Annotated in this window: 14 protein-coding genes, 1 tRNA gene and 1 pseudogene; 9 read left to right on the forward strand and 7 right to left on the reverse strand. The window is 69.5% G+C overall.

The features are described 5' to 3' along the window. The first annotated feature begins 93 nt into the window (after positions 1–93). On the forward strand, positions 94–552 hold the full coding sequence (locus ACSQ2B_RS15155; protein WP_436051072.1) for a MarR family winged helix-turn-helix transcriptional regulator: 459 nt from the start codon (positions 94–96) through the stop codon (positions 550–552). A gap of 20 nt (positions 553–572) precedes the next feature. On the opposite strand, the gene ACSQ2B_RS15160 is transcribed toward ACSQ2B_RS15155, so the two are convergent. From ACSQ2B_RS15160 to ACSQ2B_RS15170, 3 genes are all read right to left on the reverse strand, one after another. Further along, positions 573–1,313 (reverse strand): SIR2 family NAD-dependent protein deacylase, encoded by a 741-nt coding sequence (locus ACSQ2B_RS15160; RefSeq protein ID WP_436051074.1) that lies wholly within the window; start codon positions 1,311–1,313, stop codon positions 573–575. A 225-nt stretch (positions 1,314–1,538) separates the two neighbouring features. Next, entirely contained in the window at positions 1,539–1,832 is a 294-nt protein-coding gene (locus ACSQ2B_RS15165; protein WP_436052572.1) for a DUF167 family protein, read from the reverse strand. Further along, on the reverse strand, positions 1,829–2,134 hold the full coding sequence (locus ACSQ2B_RS15170) for a YggT family protein (RefSeq protein WP_436051075.1): 306 nt from the start codon (positions 2,132–2,134) through the stop codon (positions 1,829–1,831). Before ACSQ2B_RS15170 ends, ACSQ2B_RS15165 begins: the two co-directional genes overlap by 4 nt. 136 nt (positions 2,135–2,270) lie before the next feature. Between ACSQ2B_RS15170 and ACSQ2B_RS15175 the strand changes: the two genes are divergently transcribed. Together ACSQ2B_RS15175 and ACSQ2B_RS15180 are read left to right on the forward strand one after the other, a co-directional pair. Next, positions 2,271–2,346: transfer RNA gene (locus ACSQ2B_RS15175), tRNA-Ala, on the forward strand. Between the two features lie 77 nt (positions 2,347–2,423). Continuing rightward, positions 2,424–3,065: a YoaK family protein gene (locus ACSQ2B_RS15180; RefSeq protein ID WP_436051077.1), complete on the forward strand. Its 642-nt coding sequence runs from the start codon at positions 2,424–2,426 to the stop codon at positions 3,063–3,065. On the opposite strand, the gene ACSQ2B_RS15185 is transcribed toward ACSQ2B_RS15180, so the two are convergent. Further along, complete coding sequence (locus tag ACSQ2B_RS15185; protein WP_436051078.1) at positions 3,066–3,470, reverse strand: cupin domain-containing protein; 405 nt, start codon at positions 3,468–3,470, stop codon at positions 3,066–3,068. A 200-nt stretch (positions 3,471–3,670) separates the two neighbouring features. On the opposite strand from ACSQ2B_RS15185, the gene ACSQ2B_RS15190 reads away from it, so the two are divergent. Both ACSQ2B_RS15190 and ACSQ2B_RS15195 read left to right on the forward strand, forming a co-directional pair. After that, positions 3,671–5,164 carry a methyl-accepting chemotaxis protein gene (locus ACSQ2B_RS15190; RefSeq protein ID WP_436051080.1) on the forward strand — a complete coding sequence of 498 codons (1,494 nt, stop codon included), beginning with the start codon at positions 3,671–3,673 and terminating at the stop codon, positions 5,162–5,164. 129 nt (positions 5,165–5,293) lie between these two features. Beyond that, positions 5,294–6,076, forward strand: coding sequence for a metallophosphoesterase family protein (locus ACSQ2B_RS15195; protein ID WP_436051082.1), 783 nt, complete (start codon positions 5,294–5,296; stop codon positions 6,074–6,076). Positions 6,077–6,210: 134 nt separating this feature from the next. On the opposite strand, the gene polA is transcribed toward ACSQ2B_RS15195, so the two are convergent. Together polA and ACSQ2B_RS15205 are read right to left on the reverse strand one after the other, a co-directional pair. After that, positions 6,211–9,069 (reverse strand): DNA polymerase I, encoded by a 2,859-nt coding sequence (gene polA / locus ACSQ2B_RS15200; protein ID WP_436051084.1) that lies wholly within the window; start codon positions 9,067–9,069, stop codon positions 6,211–6,213. Positions 9,070–9,125: 56 nt separating this feature from the next. Continuing rightward, positions 9,126–9,458 carry a GIY-YIG nuclease family protein gene (locus ACSQ2B_RS15205; protein WP_436051086.1) on the reverse strand — a complete coding sequence of 111 codons (333 nt, stop codon included), beginning with the start codon at positions 9,456–9,458 and terminating at the stop codon, positions 9,126–9,128. A gap of 89 nt (positions 9,459–9,547) precedes the next feature. On the opposite strand from ACSQ2B_RS15205, the gene ACSQ2B_RS15210 reads away from it, so the two are divergent. After that, positions 9,548–10,102: a DUF2239 family protein gene (locus ACSQ2B_RS15210; protein WP_436051088.1), complete on the forward strand. Its 555-nt coding sequence runs from the start codon at positions 9,548–9,550 to the stop codon at positions 10,100–10,102. A 193-nt stretch (positions 10,103–10,295) separates the two neighbouring features. Here ACSQ2B_RS15210 and ACSQ2B_RS15215 read toward each other — a convergent pair whose 3' ends face one another. Continuing rightward, positions 10,296–10,763 carry a YaiI/YqxD family protein gene (locus tag ACSQ2B_RS15215; RefSeq protein ID WP_436051089.1) on the reverse strand — a complete coding sequence of 156 codons (468 nt, stop codon included), beginning with the start codon at positions 10,761–10,763 and terminating at the stop codon, positions 10,296–10,298. Between the two features lie 42 nt (positions 10,764–10,805). Here ACSQ2B_RS15215 and recF point away from each other — a divergent pair, with 42 nt between their 5' ends. From recF to ACSQ2B_RS15230, 3 genes and pseudogenes are all read left to right on the forward strand, one after another. Continuing rightward, entirely contained in the window at positions 10,806–11,957 is a 1,152-nt protein-coding gene (gene recF, locus ACSQ2B_RS15220; RefSeq protein WP_436051090.1) for a DNA replication/repair protein RecF, read from the forward strand. Between the two features lie 264 nt (positions 11,958–12,221). After that, positions 12,222–14,675, forward strand: a complete 2,454-nt coding sequence (gyrB, locus tag ACSQ2B_RS15225) for a DNA topoisomerase (ATP-hydrolyzing) subunit B (protein ID WP_436051092.1) — start codon at positions 12,222–12,224, stop codon at positions 14,673–14,675. A 77-nt stretch (positions 14,676–14,752) separates the two neighbouring features. Further along, a pseudogene (locus ACSQ2B_RS15230) lies at positions 14,753–15,507 on the forward strand (IS5 family transposase). Positions 15,508–15,545: the final 38 nt, after the last annotated feature.

The raw sequence follows: 15,545 nt of genomic DNA on the forward strand, positions 1-15,545 counted from the left end.
CGCAGGCGCGCCCGAATAGAAGGATGATGCTTCACCATCTGATCTTTTCTCCTGTAACGCTTTAGTCAGATGACGTTGTCCGGAGTGCGGTTGGTGTATACGGCCCAGATCGAGCCCCAGGGGCAGGACGTCTGTGCGGCGCTGGCGCAAAGTCTTCTGCTCGCGGCGCGACGCTGGCGCACCCGGCTCAACGAGCGCCTGAAGTCCATCGGCCAGACCGACGCGCGCTGCGCCGCCCTGGCGGAGATCGCCGGCTGCGCCGACGGCGTGGTCCAGCGCGAGCTGTCCCAGCGCCTCGGCGTCGAAGAGCCGACGGTGGTGCGGCTGCTGGACGCGCTGGAGGCGAACGCCTGGGTCGAGCGCCGCGCCCACAGCGTCGATCGCCGCGCCAAGGTGGTGCAGGTGACCGCCGCGTCTCAGCCGATCCTCGACCAGGCCCACGAGATCGTCACCGACCTGCAGCAGGAGATGTTCGCCGGCATCGATCCGGCGGACCTCGCGGTCTGCGTCCGGGTGCTGAACGAGCTCAGCCGCAAGCTGGACCGCCCCTAGGGTTCGCCGCCGACCGGTCGCTAGGCCGACGTCACCTCGGCCATCACCTCGCCGATCTCTTCGTTCAGCACCAGGTTGGCATAGACGTCGAGTTCGGTCGGCTCGCGGTTGACGATCGCCAGGGCCGCTCCGTTGCGCTTGGCCATCAGCGGGAAGCCCGCGGCCGGATAGACCACCAGCGACGAGCCCAGCACCAGGAACAGATCGCAGTTCAGCGAGACCTGCTGGGCGCGCGCCATGGGTTCGTGCGGCATCGACTGGCCAAACGAGACGACAGCCGTCTTCACCAAGCCGCCGCAGCGGCGGCAGTAGGGGATCTCGCCGGCCTTCAGGAAGCTGTCCTTCAGCTCGTCGAGCTCGTGGCGCTCCTCGCAGTCGAGGCATTTGGCGAAGCTGGCGTTGCCGTGCAGCTCGATCACCTTGTCGGGCGGCACCCCGGAGTCCTGGTGCAGGTTGTCGACGTTCTGGGTGATCACCGCCTTCGCCTTGCCGCTTCGCACCAGGCGCGCCACCGCCAGGTGGCCGGCGTTGGGCGAGGCGCCCGTCCAGCCCGCGGCCCCGGTGAAGGTCCGGCGCCAGGCCTCGCGCCGCTTGATCGGGTCGTCGACGAATTCCTGGAAGTAGATCGGCTTCATCTTGCTCCACACGCCGCCTGGGCTGCGGAAGTCAGGGATGCCGGATTCCGTCGAGATGCCGGCGCCGGTGAAGACCACGACGCGGCGGGCTTCCTCGATCATTCGCGAGAGATCAGAGCGGGACATGGTCGAAGCATCGCCCCGTGCGGCCCGGAGCGCCAGAGGGTTCCAGGCCGCAGGTCGAGGGCGGCAGAATTCGGGGAATTTTGCAGGAGATCGGCCCGGCGGGGTCGGGGATGCCAGGGGTCGGGCCGGGCCGATCCTGACCGCCGAGGCGCGAACGCCCTGCGATCGCAGCAACAACCCCCCGCTTAAAACCGGGGTTCCGACGACCCGCAGAAATCCCGTCCCTCAGGCCCCGGGCGCGCCCAGTCGCTGGCGGGCCTGCGCCTCGTCCAGGCCTTCGACCTCGATCTGCTTCACCCGCGCGGTCTCGCCGCGCAGCAGGCGCAACGCCGACTTCGGCCGGCCGAGCGCCTTGGCCAGGACGGCGATGACGGAGGCGTTGGCGGCGCCGTCGTCGGCCGCCGCGGCGACCCTGACCTTCAGCACCGGCCGTCCGGCCTCGTCCTGCGCCCAGCCCTCGACCGCGTCGCGGCCGCCGCGCGGCGTGACCCGGACGGTGAGCCGCAAAGCGCGGCTCAGCCCATCAGGCTGACGAGCGGCGAGAAGATCAGCGGCAGGAGGTAGGTGTTCACGCCCTGCAGGATGAGGATCACGATGATCGGGCTGATATCCACGCCGCCCAGCGGCGGAATGATCCGCTGCAGGGGCGCCAGGACCGGCCGGGTCACGGCGTCGAGGAACCGCGAGACGTTGTAGACGAAGCGGTTGCGCAGATTGATCACGTCGAACGCCACCAGCCACGACAGGATCGCGCTGATGATGATCGCCCAGACCAGGAGCTCGAGAAGCGAGCGGACGATGAAATAGAGGAAGCTGCCCATGGCGCGGTCTTCTATCGGGCTTTCCGCGCGCCGCAAAGGCGCAGCTAAAGGCGACTCTCAGTGACCTTGCGACGTCGCATCTGCGCAAGGGCGCTTGACAGGCGCCACCGAGAAAGGGTTATTCCGCGGCCTTCCTGGGGCCGTAGCTCAGTTGGTAGAGCGCCTCGTTCGCAATGAGGAGGTCAGCGGTTCGATTCCGCTCGGCTCCACCAATCTCTTCCGAGAGATTGGATTGCTCCAGGAAACCCGTGGGCTCGCCAGGCGGCGAGCTGGGCGTTAGACAATCCACATGACGGGCTATGATCGAAGGTTGCGGCTGCTGGCCGCCTGCCTGTCGGCTGTGGCCGGCTACGTGGACGCCATCGGCTTCATCCGCCTGGGCGGCTTCTTCGTCTCCTTCATGAGCGGCAACACCACACGGGTGGGCGTGGGCCTCGCCGAGAGCGGCGCTGCGGCGAAAACGGCCGCGAGCTTGATCCTCATCTTCATCCTCGGCGTGATCAGCGGGGCCGTAGTCGGCCGGATGGCCAAGGCCCACCGCCGCCCGATGGTCCTGCTGTTCGTCTGCGGCCTGCTAGCGTTGGCCGCGATCGCCGCCGGACTCGGCGACGGCCGGCTCGCCGTCGCGGCCATGGTGCTGGCCATGGGCGCCGAGAACGCCGTCTTCAGCGAGGACGGCGAGGTGCGGATCGGCGTCACCTACATGACCGGAACCCTGGTGAAGCTGGGCAAGCGGATCACCGCCGCCCTCTACGGCGGCGACCCGCTGGGCTGGGCGCCCTATCTGCTGCTGTGGCTGGGGCTGCTGGCCGGGGCCTTCCTCGGCGCGACCGCCTATTCCCAGATGGGCCTCACCGCGCTCTGGGGCGCCGCCCTGGCGGCGGGCGCCCTGTCTCTGGTGGCGGCCAAGATCGGACCGGACGCCGCCTAGTCACAGGCGCGCGCCTTCCTCCGTCGTCGTGCCGTCGAAATACTCTTCCGTTTCGTCGGCCTTGGTCTTGTGGACGACGCCGTCGCGGTGCTCGGGCGGGCCATAGAGGGTGTAGAGCTTGAGCGGCTTTTGGCCGGTGTTGACGACGTTGTGGCGGGCGCCGGCGGGGACGATGATGGCGTCGTCGCTCTTGATCTTGGTCCGCTCGCCGTCGATCCAGACCTCGCCCTTGCCCTTTTCGACGCGGAAGAACTGGTCGTGGGTCTCGTGGACCTCCACGCCGATCTGCTCGCCCGGCTGCAGGGCCATCAGCACCAGCTGCAGGTGCTTGCCCGTGTAGAGAACGCGCCGGTAGTCGTCGTTCCCCTCGGTCAGTTCCTCGATGTCCTCGACAAAACCCTTCATCCGGATGGCTCCTGTTGCGTGCGGCAGGTGGTCTCAGGCGCGAGATCGGCGCCACGATCGCCATCAAAGCGCACGCGGGCCGCGAACGATCCCCGGGCCAGGGGCCGGGCAGCGGCGTTCGGTCGCGGCGGCCAGGGCCTGCGGCAACCTCGCGTTAACCGCCTTAGCCGCTTCTCCCTCCAGGATAAGGGGAGCGGCGGATGAACAATCGCGACAGCCTGGGACAGCGTCTCGAGTTTCTGGGCCTGCAACCGGGCGCGCCGGCGCTCCGCGACATCCGCGAGGTCCTCGCCCGGTCGGTCGGCCCGGCGCTCGACACCTTCTATGGCAAGGTGCGCACGACCCCGGAGCTGCGCAAATTCTTCAAGGACGACGCGCACATCAGCCGCGCCCAGTCCGCCCAGAACAGCCACTGGAAGCTGATCGCCCAGGGCGACTACAACGCCAGCTACGGTGAAAACGTCCGCCGCATCGGCGAGGCGCACGCGCGCATCGGACTGGAGCCGCGCTGGTACATCGCCGGCTATGCCCTGATCATCGAACAGCTGGTGACCGCGGTGGTCGACGCGAGCTGGCCCAAGGGGTTGGGCGTCCGCCGCGACGGTCGCGAAAAGCTCAGCCGCGCGCTGAGCGCCCTGGTCAAGGCCTCGCTGCTCGACATGGACCTGGCGATCAACGTCTACTTCGACGCCAAGGACGAGGAGCGTGAGCGGCTCCAGGCCGAGCACCGCGCCGCTGAGGCGCGCCAGAACGACGCCATGGCGGCCCTGGGCCGCGCCATCGATCGGCTGTCGCAGGGCGATCTCGCCTCGCGGATGGACGAACAGGTCACCGCCGAGTTCGCCAAGCTGAAGACCGACTTCAACGCCGCCCTCGGCGCCCTGCAGGAAACCCTCGGCGCCGTCTCGCAATCGACCGGCGCCATCCGCTCCAGCGCCGACGAGATCGCGCGGGCCTCCGACGACCTCTCGCGGCGCACCGAACGCCAGGCGGCGGGCCTCGAGGAGACCGCCGCGGCGCTCGAACAGCTGACCGCCAGCGTCAAACAGGCCGCCGACGGCGCCCGTCAGGCCGCCAACGTGGTCGCCGGCGCCAAGGAGGAGGCCCATCGCTCCGGCGGAGTCGTCCGGCAGACCGTGGACGCGATGGGCGAGATCGAGAAATCCTCCGGCCAGATCGGCCAGATCATCGGGGTGATCGACGAGATCGCCTTCCAGACCAACCTGCTGGCCCTGAACGCCGGGGTCGAGGCGGCTCGCGCCGGCGAGGCCGGCAAGGGCTTCGCGGTCGTCGCCTCCGAGGTGCGGGCGCTGGCCCAGCGCTCGGCGGACGCGGCCAAGGAGATCAAGGGCCTGATCGACGCCAGCTCCACCCACGTCGCCTCGGGCGTCAACCTGGTCGGCGAGACCGGCCAGGCGCTGCAGCGCATTTCCGAGCGGGTGATGGAGATCGACGTCCTGGTGGCCAACATCGCCTCGTCGTCCGAGGAGCAGGCCCGGGCGCTGGTGGAGGTCAACACCGCCGTCGGCGAGATGGACCAGGTCACCCAGCAGAACGCCGCCATGGTGGAGCAGGCGACCGCCGCCAGCCACACCCTGAAGGCGGAGATGGCGCAGCTGATCGAACTGATGGGCCGCTTCCGCTTCGGCGGCGCCGGAGCCGTCCAGCCCGCGGGCCGGCGGCGCGCCGCCTGAGCCTGCGGCGCCTCGATTTGACGCGATTGGTTCTATTTCAAGACTTCGCGGCCAAGCTGCACTTGGCCGCGTTGTCGGCCGGGTCCCGGGGACCTATCTTGCGGGACAACTGGCTATTGGACCCACAACTTGCTCAGCCGTCTCTTCGGACGCAAACGGACGCTTGAAACGCCGCCCTCGACCGGTGGTCGCCTCGTCTATGCGATCGGCGACGTGCATGGCCGCATGGACGTGCTGGGTCCCCTCGTGCACGACATCGCCGCGGACGCGGCCTCGACCAATCCTGTCGAGCGACCGTTGCTGATCCTGCTCGGCGATTATGTCGATCGTGGGCCGGAAAGTCGGCAGGTCGTCGACCTCATCCTGCGGCTGCAGGCGGACAGCTTCTTCGAGGTCGCGCCGCTGAAGGGCAACCACGAGGAGGCCCTGCTGCAATTCCTCGACGAGCCCGAGTTCGCCCCCACCTGGATCGAGCACGGCGGCGGGGCGACCTTGGTGTCCTACGGCGTTCAGCCGGTCGCCGCGCGCGCCGAGCCCAAGGCCTGGGTCGCGGTGCGCGACGCGTTCGACAAGGCCCTGCCCCCCGCCCATCGCCGCTTCTACCAGCAGCTCGAGCTGGTCCGGGTGGTCGGCGACTACGCCTTCGTCCACGCCGGCGTCCGGCCGGGCGTGGCGCTCGAGGACCAGACCGAGCGCGACATGCTCTGGATCCGCTACGACTTCCTCGACGACCGCGGGCCCTTCGACAAGGTCATCGTCCACGGCCACACCCCGACCGAGGAGCCGCAGATGCTGAAGCATCGGCTCGGCCTCGACACCGGCGCCTACGCCACCGGCGTGCTGACCGCCGTGCGGCTCTACGGCGAGGAGCAGCGCCTGATCCAGTCCAAGGTGCAGCGCCGGGCGGCTTAGACCGGCGAGCCCCCTCCACCCCTACGGGGTCCCCCTCCCCCAGAGGGGGAGGAGATTCGAGGTTGCGCCGCCCCTCTCCTCCCCCATTGGGGGAGGGGGACCGCGAAGCGGTGGAGGGGGCGTGCAGCCGCCGCCTAGTGCGCGTCGTCCCAGTTGGAAGCCGCGCGGGCTTCGACCTCGAGCGGCACCGTCAGGGCGACGGCGGGCTCCGGCGCGTGTTCCATCACCCGCTTGGCGACGCGGATCACCGCCTCGGCCTCGGCTTCCGGGGCTTCGAACACCAGTTCGTCGTGCACCTGCAGCAGCATTTTCGCGCTCAGCCCCTCAGCCCGCAGCGCATCGGGCATGCGCACCATGGCCCGGCGGATCACGTCGGCCGCCGCCCCCTGGATCGGGGCGTTGATCGCCGCCCGGTCGCCGAAGGCGCGTTCGGCCGCCGACTTCGAGGTCGCCGCCGGGATGTTCACCCGGCGGCCGAAGATGGTGGTGACGAAGCCGGTCGCGCGGACCTCCTGCTTCATCCGGTCCATGTAGGCGCGGATGCCGGGGAAGCGCTCGAAGTAGGTCTTGATATAGGCCCCGGCCTCGTCCTGCGGGATGCTCAGCTGGTTGGCCAGGCCGAAGGCCGAGATGCCGTAGACGATGCCGAAATTGATCGCCTTGGCGCGCCGGCGGACCTCCGACGGCATGCCCTCGACCGGCACGCCGAACATCTCCGAGGCGGTCATGGCGTGGATGTCCAGGCCCTCCTGGAAGGCCTTCTTCAGCTGCGGAATGTCGCCGATGTGCGCCAGCAGGCGCAGCTCGATCTGGCTGTAGTCGGCGCTGATCAGCACATGGCCCGGCTCGGCGATGAAGGCGCGGCGGATCTTGCGGCCCTCCTCGGTGCGGATCGGGATGTTCTGCAGGTTGGGGTCCGAGGACGCCAGCCGCCCGGTGCTCGCCGCCGCCAGCGAGAAGGAGGTGTGCACCCGCCCGGTCTTCGGCGAGATCGCCGCGGTCAGGGCGTCGGTGTAGGTGCCCTTCAGCTTCGACAGCTGGCGCCAGTCGAGCAGGGTCCGCGGCAGCTCGTGGCCCTGGGCCGCCAGGTCCTCCAGCATCGAGGCGTCGGTCGACATCGCCCCGGTCGCGGTGGTGCGGCCCGAGGCCAGCCCCATCTCCTTGAACAGCACCTCGCCGATCTGCTTGGGCGAGCCCAGGTTGAAGGGCCGGCCCGCCAGCCGATGGGCCTCGGTCTCCAGCTCGGCCATGCGGACGCCGAAGTCGTGGGAAAGGCCGCGCAGCCGCTCGGGGTCGACCTTGACGCCCTCCAGCTCCATCTCCACCAGCACCTTGGGCAGGGGCCGCTCCAGCGTCTCGTAGACGGTCAGCAGGCCCTCGTGCGCCAGGCGCGGGCGCAGGTGCTCGTAGAGCCGCAGCGTCACGTCGGCGTCCTCGGCGGCGTAGCAGGTCGCCTCGTTCAGCCCCACGTGCTTGAAGCTCTTCTGCGCCTTGCCGGCGCCGGCGACGGTCTTGAAGCTGATCGGCTCATGCTCCAGCCAGCGTTTGGCGAGCTCGTCCATGCCGTGGCTCTTGTGCAGCCCCGCCTCCAGCACGAAGCTGATCAGCATGGTGTCCTCGATCGGCCCAACCTGGATCCCGTAGCGCGACAGCACCGCCAGGTCGTACTTGGCGTTCTGCGCCACCTTCAGCACCGAAGGGTCCTCCAGCAGCGGCTTGAGCCGCGCCAGCGCCGCCTCGAGCGGGATCTGCGCCAGGTCCTGGGGAGCTTCCAGCGCCAGGCCGTCGGACTCGCAATGGTTCACCGGGATGTAGCAGGCCTCGCCCGGCGCGACCGCCAGCGAGACGCCGCACAGCTCCGCGCTGGTCGCCGATAGGGCGTCGGTCTCCGTGTCGAAGGCGATCAGGCCCTTGGCGCGAGCCCGGGCGATCCAGGCGTCGAGGGTCTCCAGGTCGCGGACGCACTGGTAGGCGGTGACGTCGATGGCGCCGTGCTTGGGCGGCTCGGGCGCCCTGGCCTCGGGTTGCGGCGTGGCCGCGCCGGGCCCCTTGCCGTGCGCCTCGACCCGGCGGGCCAGGGTGCGGAACTCCATCTGCTCGAGGAAGGCGGCCAGCACCTCGGCCTGCGGCTCCTCGACCGCCAGCTCGTCGACCGGGGTCGGCAAGGGCGTGTCGCAGTCGAGCTTCACCAGCTCGCGCGACAGGCGGATCTGGTCGGCGTAGGCGATCAGGGTCTCGCGGCGCTTCTGCTGCTTGACCTCGTGGGACCGCGCCAGAAGGGTGTCGAGGTCGCCGTACTCCAGGATCAGCGCCGACGCCGTCTTGATGCCGATGCCCGGCGCGCCCGGCACGTTGTCGACGCTATCGCCGCACAGCGCCTGGACGTCGACCACCCGGTCCGGCGGCACGCCGAACTTCTCGACCACCTGGTCGTGGCCGATCCGCAGGTTTTTCATGGTGTCGAGCATGGCGACCTGCGGCCCGACCAGCTGCATCAGGTCCTTGTCGGAGGAGACGATCACCACCTCGCCGCCCGCGTCGCGGACCTTGCAGGCGTAGGCGGCGATCAGGTCGTCGGCCTCGTAGCCCGGCAGCTCCAGGCTGGGCACGCCGAACGCCCGGGTCGCCTCGCGCACCAGCGGGAACTGCGGGATCAGGTCTTCCGGCGGCGGCGGCCGGTGGGCCTTGTATTCGGCGTACAGCTTGTTGCGGAAGGTCTTCTCGGAGTGGTCGAACACCACCGCCAGGTGGGTCGGCGCATCCTCCTGAGCCTTCATGTCCACCAGCAGCTTCCACAGCATGTTGCAGAAGCCCGCGACCGCGCCGACCGGCAGGCCGTCGGTCTTGCGCGTCAGCGGCGGCAGGGCGTGGAAGGCCCGGAAGATGAAGCCCGAGCCGTCCACCAGATAGAGGCGGACGCGCGGCCCATCCTGGGTCGGCTCGCGCGGGATCTCGTCGAGAGTCTGCGGGGCGGCTTCGAGGGTGTCGCTCATGGCGGGGAAGATAGGCGCGAGGAAGCGCAACGTCACCCGTGACAGGCGACGATCGTTCAGATCGCTGCGGCGCCGAGCGCCTGGCGCAAATGCAAGGCGCGCGCCTTCAGTAAATCGCGACAGCCCGCCGGCGTCAGGGTGTCCGGCGCGGTCTCCGGCGGCTTGAACTGCAAGCTCGAGGCGCCGTGCGCGGTCCAGGCCCGGCGCATCGCCGGATTGTTCGGCCCGTGCCGCAGCTGGAAGTCGAGACTGTTCTGCTGGGCCGCGAGGTCGGCGCTGCGGCCGACCCAGACCTCGCCCGTGGCCGCGCACCGCACGGCGTAGACGCCTGCGGTCTTCCTGGCCTCCTTATAGGCGGCGACCACCGCCCGACGCGCTGACTTCTCCATGGAGCTGAATTTAGCCCGGGCGAATATCAAATGTCAATTACATCCGGATCAAATTGACGCAGCTCGACTGTTATGGCAGAAATCCGATCATGAGCGAGCCCCCCGCGACCTGGACCCTTTTCGCCGGCGAACAGCGTCTGGTGACGGGCGCGCCCCTCGATGTCGCGGCCACCGCCCAAGCGGCGATGCAGCGCGACGAGGACGGCCCGGTGCTGGCGTTCGACGACCTCACCGGCCGGGTGGTGGATCTCGACCTGCGGGGTTCGGCGGCGGAGGTGGCGGCGCGCTATGCGCCCCAGGCCGCGCCCCGCCCGCGCGGACGGCCGAAGCTGGGCGTGGTGGCGCGCGAGATCACCCTTCTGCCACGCCACTGGGAGTGGCTGGGCGCCCAACCGGGCGGCGCCTCGGTCGCCCTGCGCAAGCTCGTCGATCAGGCCCGCCGCGCGGATAGCGACGGCGGCGATCGCAAGGCCAGCCAGGAGGCGGCCTTCCGCTTCATGTCCTCCATGGCCGGCGACCTGCCGGGCTACGAGGAAGCGATCCGGGCGCTGTTCGCTGACGACCGACAGGGGTTCGAGACCAACGTCGCCAAATGGCCGGCGGACGTGGTCGCCTATGCCCGTCGGCTGGGTTGGGGGGCGTAGCCCACACACCCTCAGTGTCCTCCCGGTTTCGCGAAGCCCCCGGGTCCGACCTAAGGTCGGCCCGAGGATAAACTCCGACCGGGATCCATGAACACCGGAAGATGAGAACTCGCACGGCCCGGCCGCGTCCCGCATTGCAGCGCCGTGTTCATGGGTCCCGGTCTTTTCGCTGCGCGAAAAACCGGGATGACAGTCACCGCTTGCGCCGCTTCTCCCGCTGCACCGCCTCGTCGAGGGCTTGCAGAAAGCGCGAGCGGTCGTTGCGGTCGAAGGGCTTGGGTCCGCCGGTGATCTCGCCGGTGGAGCGCAGCTGCTCCATCAGGGCGCGCTGGGCGATGGCGGAGCCGATGGAGTCATGGGTGAAGGGCCGCCCGCTCGGGGTGATGGCTGCGCCGCCCGCCTGCAGCACCCGCTCGGCGAGCGGGATGTCGTTGGTCACCGCGATGTCCCCGGGCGCGATCCGCTCGGCGATCCAGTCGTCGGCGATGTCGGGGCCTGAGTCGACCACCACCTGCTCGATCATCGCAGAGCGGGGGACCATCATGAAGCTGTTGGAGACGACGAAGGTCTTCAGCCCATAGCGGGCGGCCACCTTGTAGACCTCGTCCTTCACCGGACAGGCGTCGGCGTCGACGAAGATGCGGAGCGGCGCAGGCGTCATGGCCCCCTGATAGTCCAGTCCCGCAAATCTCCGAAAGCCTGTATGACCGGCGGCGTGACGCTTGCGGCCTTCACCCGCCTGACCCTGACGGACTTCCGCTCTTACGCGCGGACGGAGCTCGCCCTGACGGGCGCGGCCGTGTTCCTGGTCGGGCCGAACGGCGCCGGCAAGACCAATCTCCTGGAGGCGGTGAGCTTCTTCACCCCCGGCCGCGGCCTGCGCGGCGCAAGCCTGGCGGAGGTGGGCCGCAGGCTGCCGGGCGAGACCACCGGGCGCGCCTGGGCGGTGGCCGCGGAGCTGACCTCGGGCGAGGAGACGCTCAAGCTGGGCACCGGCGTCGAGCAGCCGGGCGCCTCGCGCCGGATCGTGAGGCTGAACGGCGAGACCGTGCCGCCCGGCCGTCTCGCCGAGCACGTGCGCCAGGTCTGGCTGACGCCCGCCCAGGACCGGCTCTTCCTGGAAGGCGCAGGCGACCGGCGACGGTTCTTCGACCGACTGGTCTTCGCCGCCATCCCGCGCCACGCCGCCCACGCCAGCGCCTACGAAAAGACCATGCGCGAGCGCATGCGGCTCTTGGTCGACGGGCCGGCGGACCCGGCCTGGCTCGACGCCCTGGAGGCCAGGCTCGCCGAGGCCGGCGCCCTGATGGCGGAGGCCCGCGGCCGCACGCTGGCGGCCCTGCAGACCGAGATCGACAGCCGCGGCGAACGGCCCTTCCCCCAGGCCAGGCTCGGCCTCACCGGTCCCTGGGAGCAGATGGCGCTCGATGGCGCGGAGATCGCCGAGATCGAACAGCGGCTGGCCGCCGCCCTGGCCGCCGGCCGCGAGCGCGACGCCGGCGCCGGCCGGGCGCTGACCGGGCCGCATCGCGGCGACCTTTCCGTGGTGCACGCCGAGAAGGATCGTCCGGCCGCCGAATGCTCCACCGGCGAACAGAAGGCGCTGATCCTCAACCTGGTCCTCGCCCAGGCCGCCCGCCTGGCCCGCGCCGAGGGCCAGCCCAGCCCCGTCCTGCTGCTGGACGAGGTGGCCGCCCACCTGGACCGCAGGCGCCGCGCCGCCCTGTTCGACGAGCTCGAGGCCCTTCAGCTGCAGGCCTTCCTCACCGGCACCGACGAGCACCTGTTCGAGGACCTGCTCGGCCGCGCCCAGGGCGTGCGGGTGGATGCGGCGGGGCTTACCGGGTTCGCGTGACCCCAGGGGCGCACCCGCCGCCGGGATCCCGGCCAGCCCGAAAACCAAGCCCATCCCGCCTCGCCTGGCCCCCACGCCAACCCAGGCTGCGCAGCCTGGATGAACACGTCCGTCGGCGCGCAAAAAGGTGCAGAATCAGCAGGTCTTTCCTATATAGGTTCCTCTCTAAGACCCCGCGTACGCGCGCCCGCGCGTGAGACGCAAGCAGGGTCGCCTGGAGGTCTTGGCCTCGCGAAGCGGCGGCGACCCCGAACCGGACGAAGCATGAGCGAAGAGATCGAGACCAACGACCCAAGCCTCGAGGGCAATGGCCCCGTTTCCAACGGCCAGGCTGAGTACGGCGCGGAATCCATCAAGGTCCTGAAGGGCCTCGACGCGGTCCGCAAGCGTCCGGGCATGTACATCGGCGACACCGACGACGGCTCGGGCCTGCACCACATGGTCTACGAGGTGGTCGACAACGCCATCGACGAAACCCTCGCCGGCTGGGCGACGCGGGTCGAGGTGATCCTCAACGCCGACGGCTCCTGCACCGTCACCGACGACGGTCGCGGCATCCCCACCGACATCCACGAGGGCGAGGGCGTCTCGGCGGCCGAGGTCATCATGACCCAGCTGCACGCCGGCGGTAAGTTCGACCAGAATTCCTACAAGGTCTCCGGCGGCCTGCACGGCGTCGGCGTCTCGGTGGTCAACGCGCTGTCCGACTGGCTGAAGCTGAAGATCTATCGCGGCGGCCTGGCCCACGAGATGGAGTTCCGCCGCGGCGACCCGGTCTCGCCCCTGGCCATCACCGGCAAGGCGCCCCTGCGCGAAAACGGCGAGTTCCTGTCGGGCACCGAGGTCACCTTCCTGCCCTCGGCCGAGACCTTCCGGCTGATCGATTTCGACCGCAAGACGCTGGAGCACCGGCTGCGCGAGCTGGCCTTCCTGAACTCCGGCGTCACCATCTGGCTGAAGGACGACCGCGAGGCCGAGCCCTTCGTCGAGGTCATGCACTACGAGGGCGGCATCGAGGCCTTCGTCCGCCACCTCGACAAGGCCAAGACCCCGCTGCTCAAGGCTCCGATCGTCATCCGCGGCCGGCGCGAGAACGTCGAGGTCGACATGTCGCTCTGGTGGAACGACGGCTACCACGAGAACGTCCTGTGCTTCACCAACAACATCCCCCAGCGCGACGGCGGCACCCACCTGGCGGCCTTCCGCTCGGCGCTGACGCGGATCATCACCAACTACGCCGACAGCTCCGGGGCTGCGAAGCGTGAGAAGGTCTCGGTCTCCGGCGAGGACGCGCGCGAGGGCCTGACCTGCGTGCTCTCGGTCAAGGTGCCGGATCCGAAATTCTCCTCCCAGACCAAGGACAAGCTGGTCTCGTCGGAAGTCCGCCCGGCCGTCGAAGGCCTGGTCGGCGAGGGACTGGCGACCTGGTTCGAAGAGCATCCGGTCGAAGCCCGCTCCATCGTGATGAAGATCACCGAGGCCGCCGCCGCCCGCGAGGCCGCGCGCAAGGCCCGCGAGCTGACGCGCCGCAAGTCGGCGCTGGAGATCAGCTCCCTGCCCGGCAAGCTCGCCGACTGCTCGGAGAAGGACCCGGCCAAGTCGGAGATCTTCATCGTCGAAGGCGACTCGGCCGGCGGCTCGGCCAAGCAGGCGCGCAACCGCGAGAACCAGGCGATCCTGCCCCTGCGCGGCAAGATCCTCAACGTCGAGCGCGCGCGCTTCGACAAGATGCTGGGCTCGGACCAGATCGGCACCCTGATCACGGCCCTCGGCGCCGGCATCGGCCGCGAAGACTTCGACATCGAGAAGATCCGCTACCACAAGATCGTCCTGATGACGGACGCCGACGTCGACGGCGCGCACATCCGCACCCTGCTGCTCACCTTCTTCTACCGGCAGATGCCGGAGGTGATCGAGCGGGGCTATCTCTATATCGCCCAGCCGCCGCTCTATAAGGCGGCCAAGGGCAAGTCGATCCGCTACCTGAAGGACGACGCCGAGCTCGAAACCTACCTGATCGACGAAGGCGTCGACGGGGCCCACCTCGACCTCGCCTCCGGCGAACGGCTGATCGGCCAGGACCTCCTGGCCATGGTGCAGACCTCGCGCGGGGCCAAGGCCAACGTCGAGCGTCTGGCGGCCCGGGCGCCGGCCTTCGCCATCGAACAGGCGGCCCTGGCCGGCCTGCTGGCGGACGGCGGCGATCTGGCGACGGCGGCCAGGCGGCTGGACCTCTACGCCGAGGAAGGCGACGGCGCCTGGACCGGCGAACAGGCCGCCGGCGGGGGCTACGCCTTCAGCCGGGTCAAGCGCGGCGTCTCCGAGCGGCTGGTGCTGGACGAACTGCTGCTGCACGCCGCCGACGCCCGGCGCCTGGCCGAACGGTCGAAGGAGCTGGCGAAGATCTTCTCGGCGCCGGCGACCTTCACCCGCAAGGAAAAGCCGACCACGGTCCGCGGGCCGATCGACCTGGTCAATGCGGTGATGGACAACGGCCGCAAGGGCCTCTCCGTCCAGCGCTACAAGGGGCTGGGCGAGATGAACGCCGAGCAGCTGTGGGAGACGACGCTGGACTTCAACGCCCGCACCCTGCTGCAGGTCAAGGTCAACCACGCCGACGACGCCGACGGCATGTTCACCCGGCTGATGGGCGACCTAGTCGAGCCGCGCCGCGAGTTCATCCAGGAAAACGCCCTCGACGCCGAGGTCGACGTCTAGGAGCTGTGGACTCTTAGGATTCCCTGCGACTCCGAAGCGTGATTCAAGACTGCTTTTTGGGGGCAGTCTTGGGGGTGATGGACCGCTTGGTGCTTAGCGACGACCAGTGGGAGCGGATCGCCCCGCTGGTCATCGGCCGTCCGGATCAGAAGGGCTCGACGGGCCGGGACAACCGGATGTTCGTCGAAGGCGTGCTGTGGGTGGTGCGCACCGGTTCGCCGTGGCGGGATCTTCCGGAGGTGTTCGGCGACTGGAACAGCGTCTGGCGGCGGTTCAGCCGCTGGAGCGCCAAGGGGATCTGGTGGCGCATCTTCGAGGCGCTCTCGAATGATCCCGACTTCGAGTACCTGATCGTCGACTCGACCATCGTCCGCGCTCACCAGCACGCGGCGGGGGCGAAAAAGGGGGGCCTGAAGATCAGGCCATTGGCCGCTCCCGCGGGGGCTTGAGCACCAAGATCCACATGGCCGTGCGAGGGTTGGGCTGTCCCGTGCGGTTCACGCTCACCGCTGGCCAGCGCGGCGACGCGCCCCAGGCCGGCCCGCTGATCGAAGGCCTGCCAGCCCAGGCCGTAATGGCCGACACCGCCTACGACTCCGACCGCCTGCGCCAGGCGATCGCCGAGAAGGGCGCGGTCGCGGTGATCCCCAACAACCCGTCCCGATCCCGCAAGCACCCGCTCGACAAGCACCTCTACGCCCAGCGCCACCTGGTCGAGTGCTGCTTCAGCAGGCTCAAGCAGTTCCGGCGCGTCGCTACACGCTTCGAGAAGACCGCCAGGAACTATCTCGCCATCGTCACCCTCGCAGCCATCGTCCTCTGGCTACGCTAAGTGTCCACAGCTCCTAGAGCGGGTTGAACCGGCGCCGC

Origin of the sequence: Phenylobacterium sp. LjRoot225 (assembly GCF_964252855.1) — a bacterium.
In the GTDB taxonomy this organism is placed as follows: Bacteria; Pseudomonadota; Alphaproteobacteria; order Caulobacterales; family Caulobacteraceae; genus Phenylobacterium.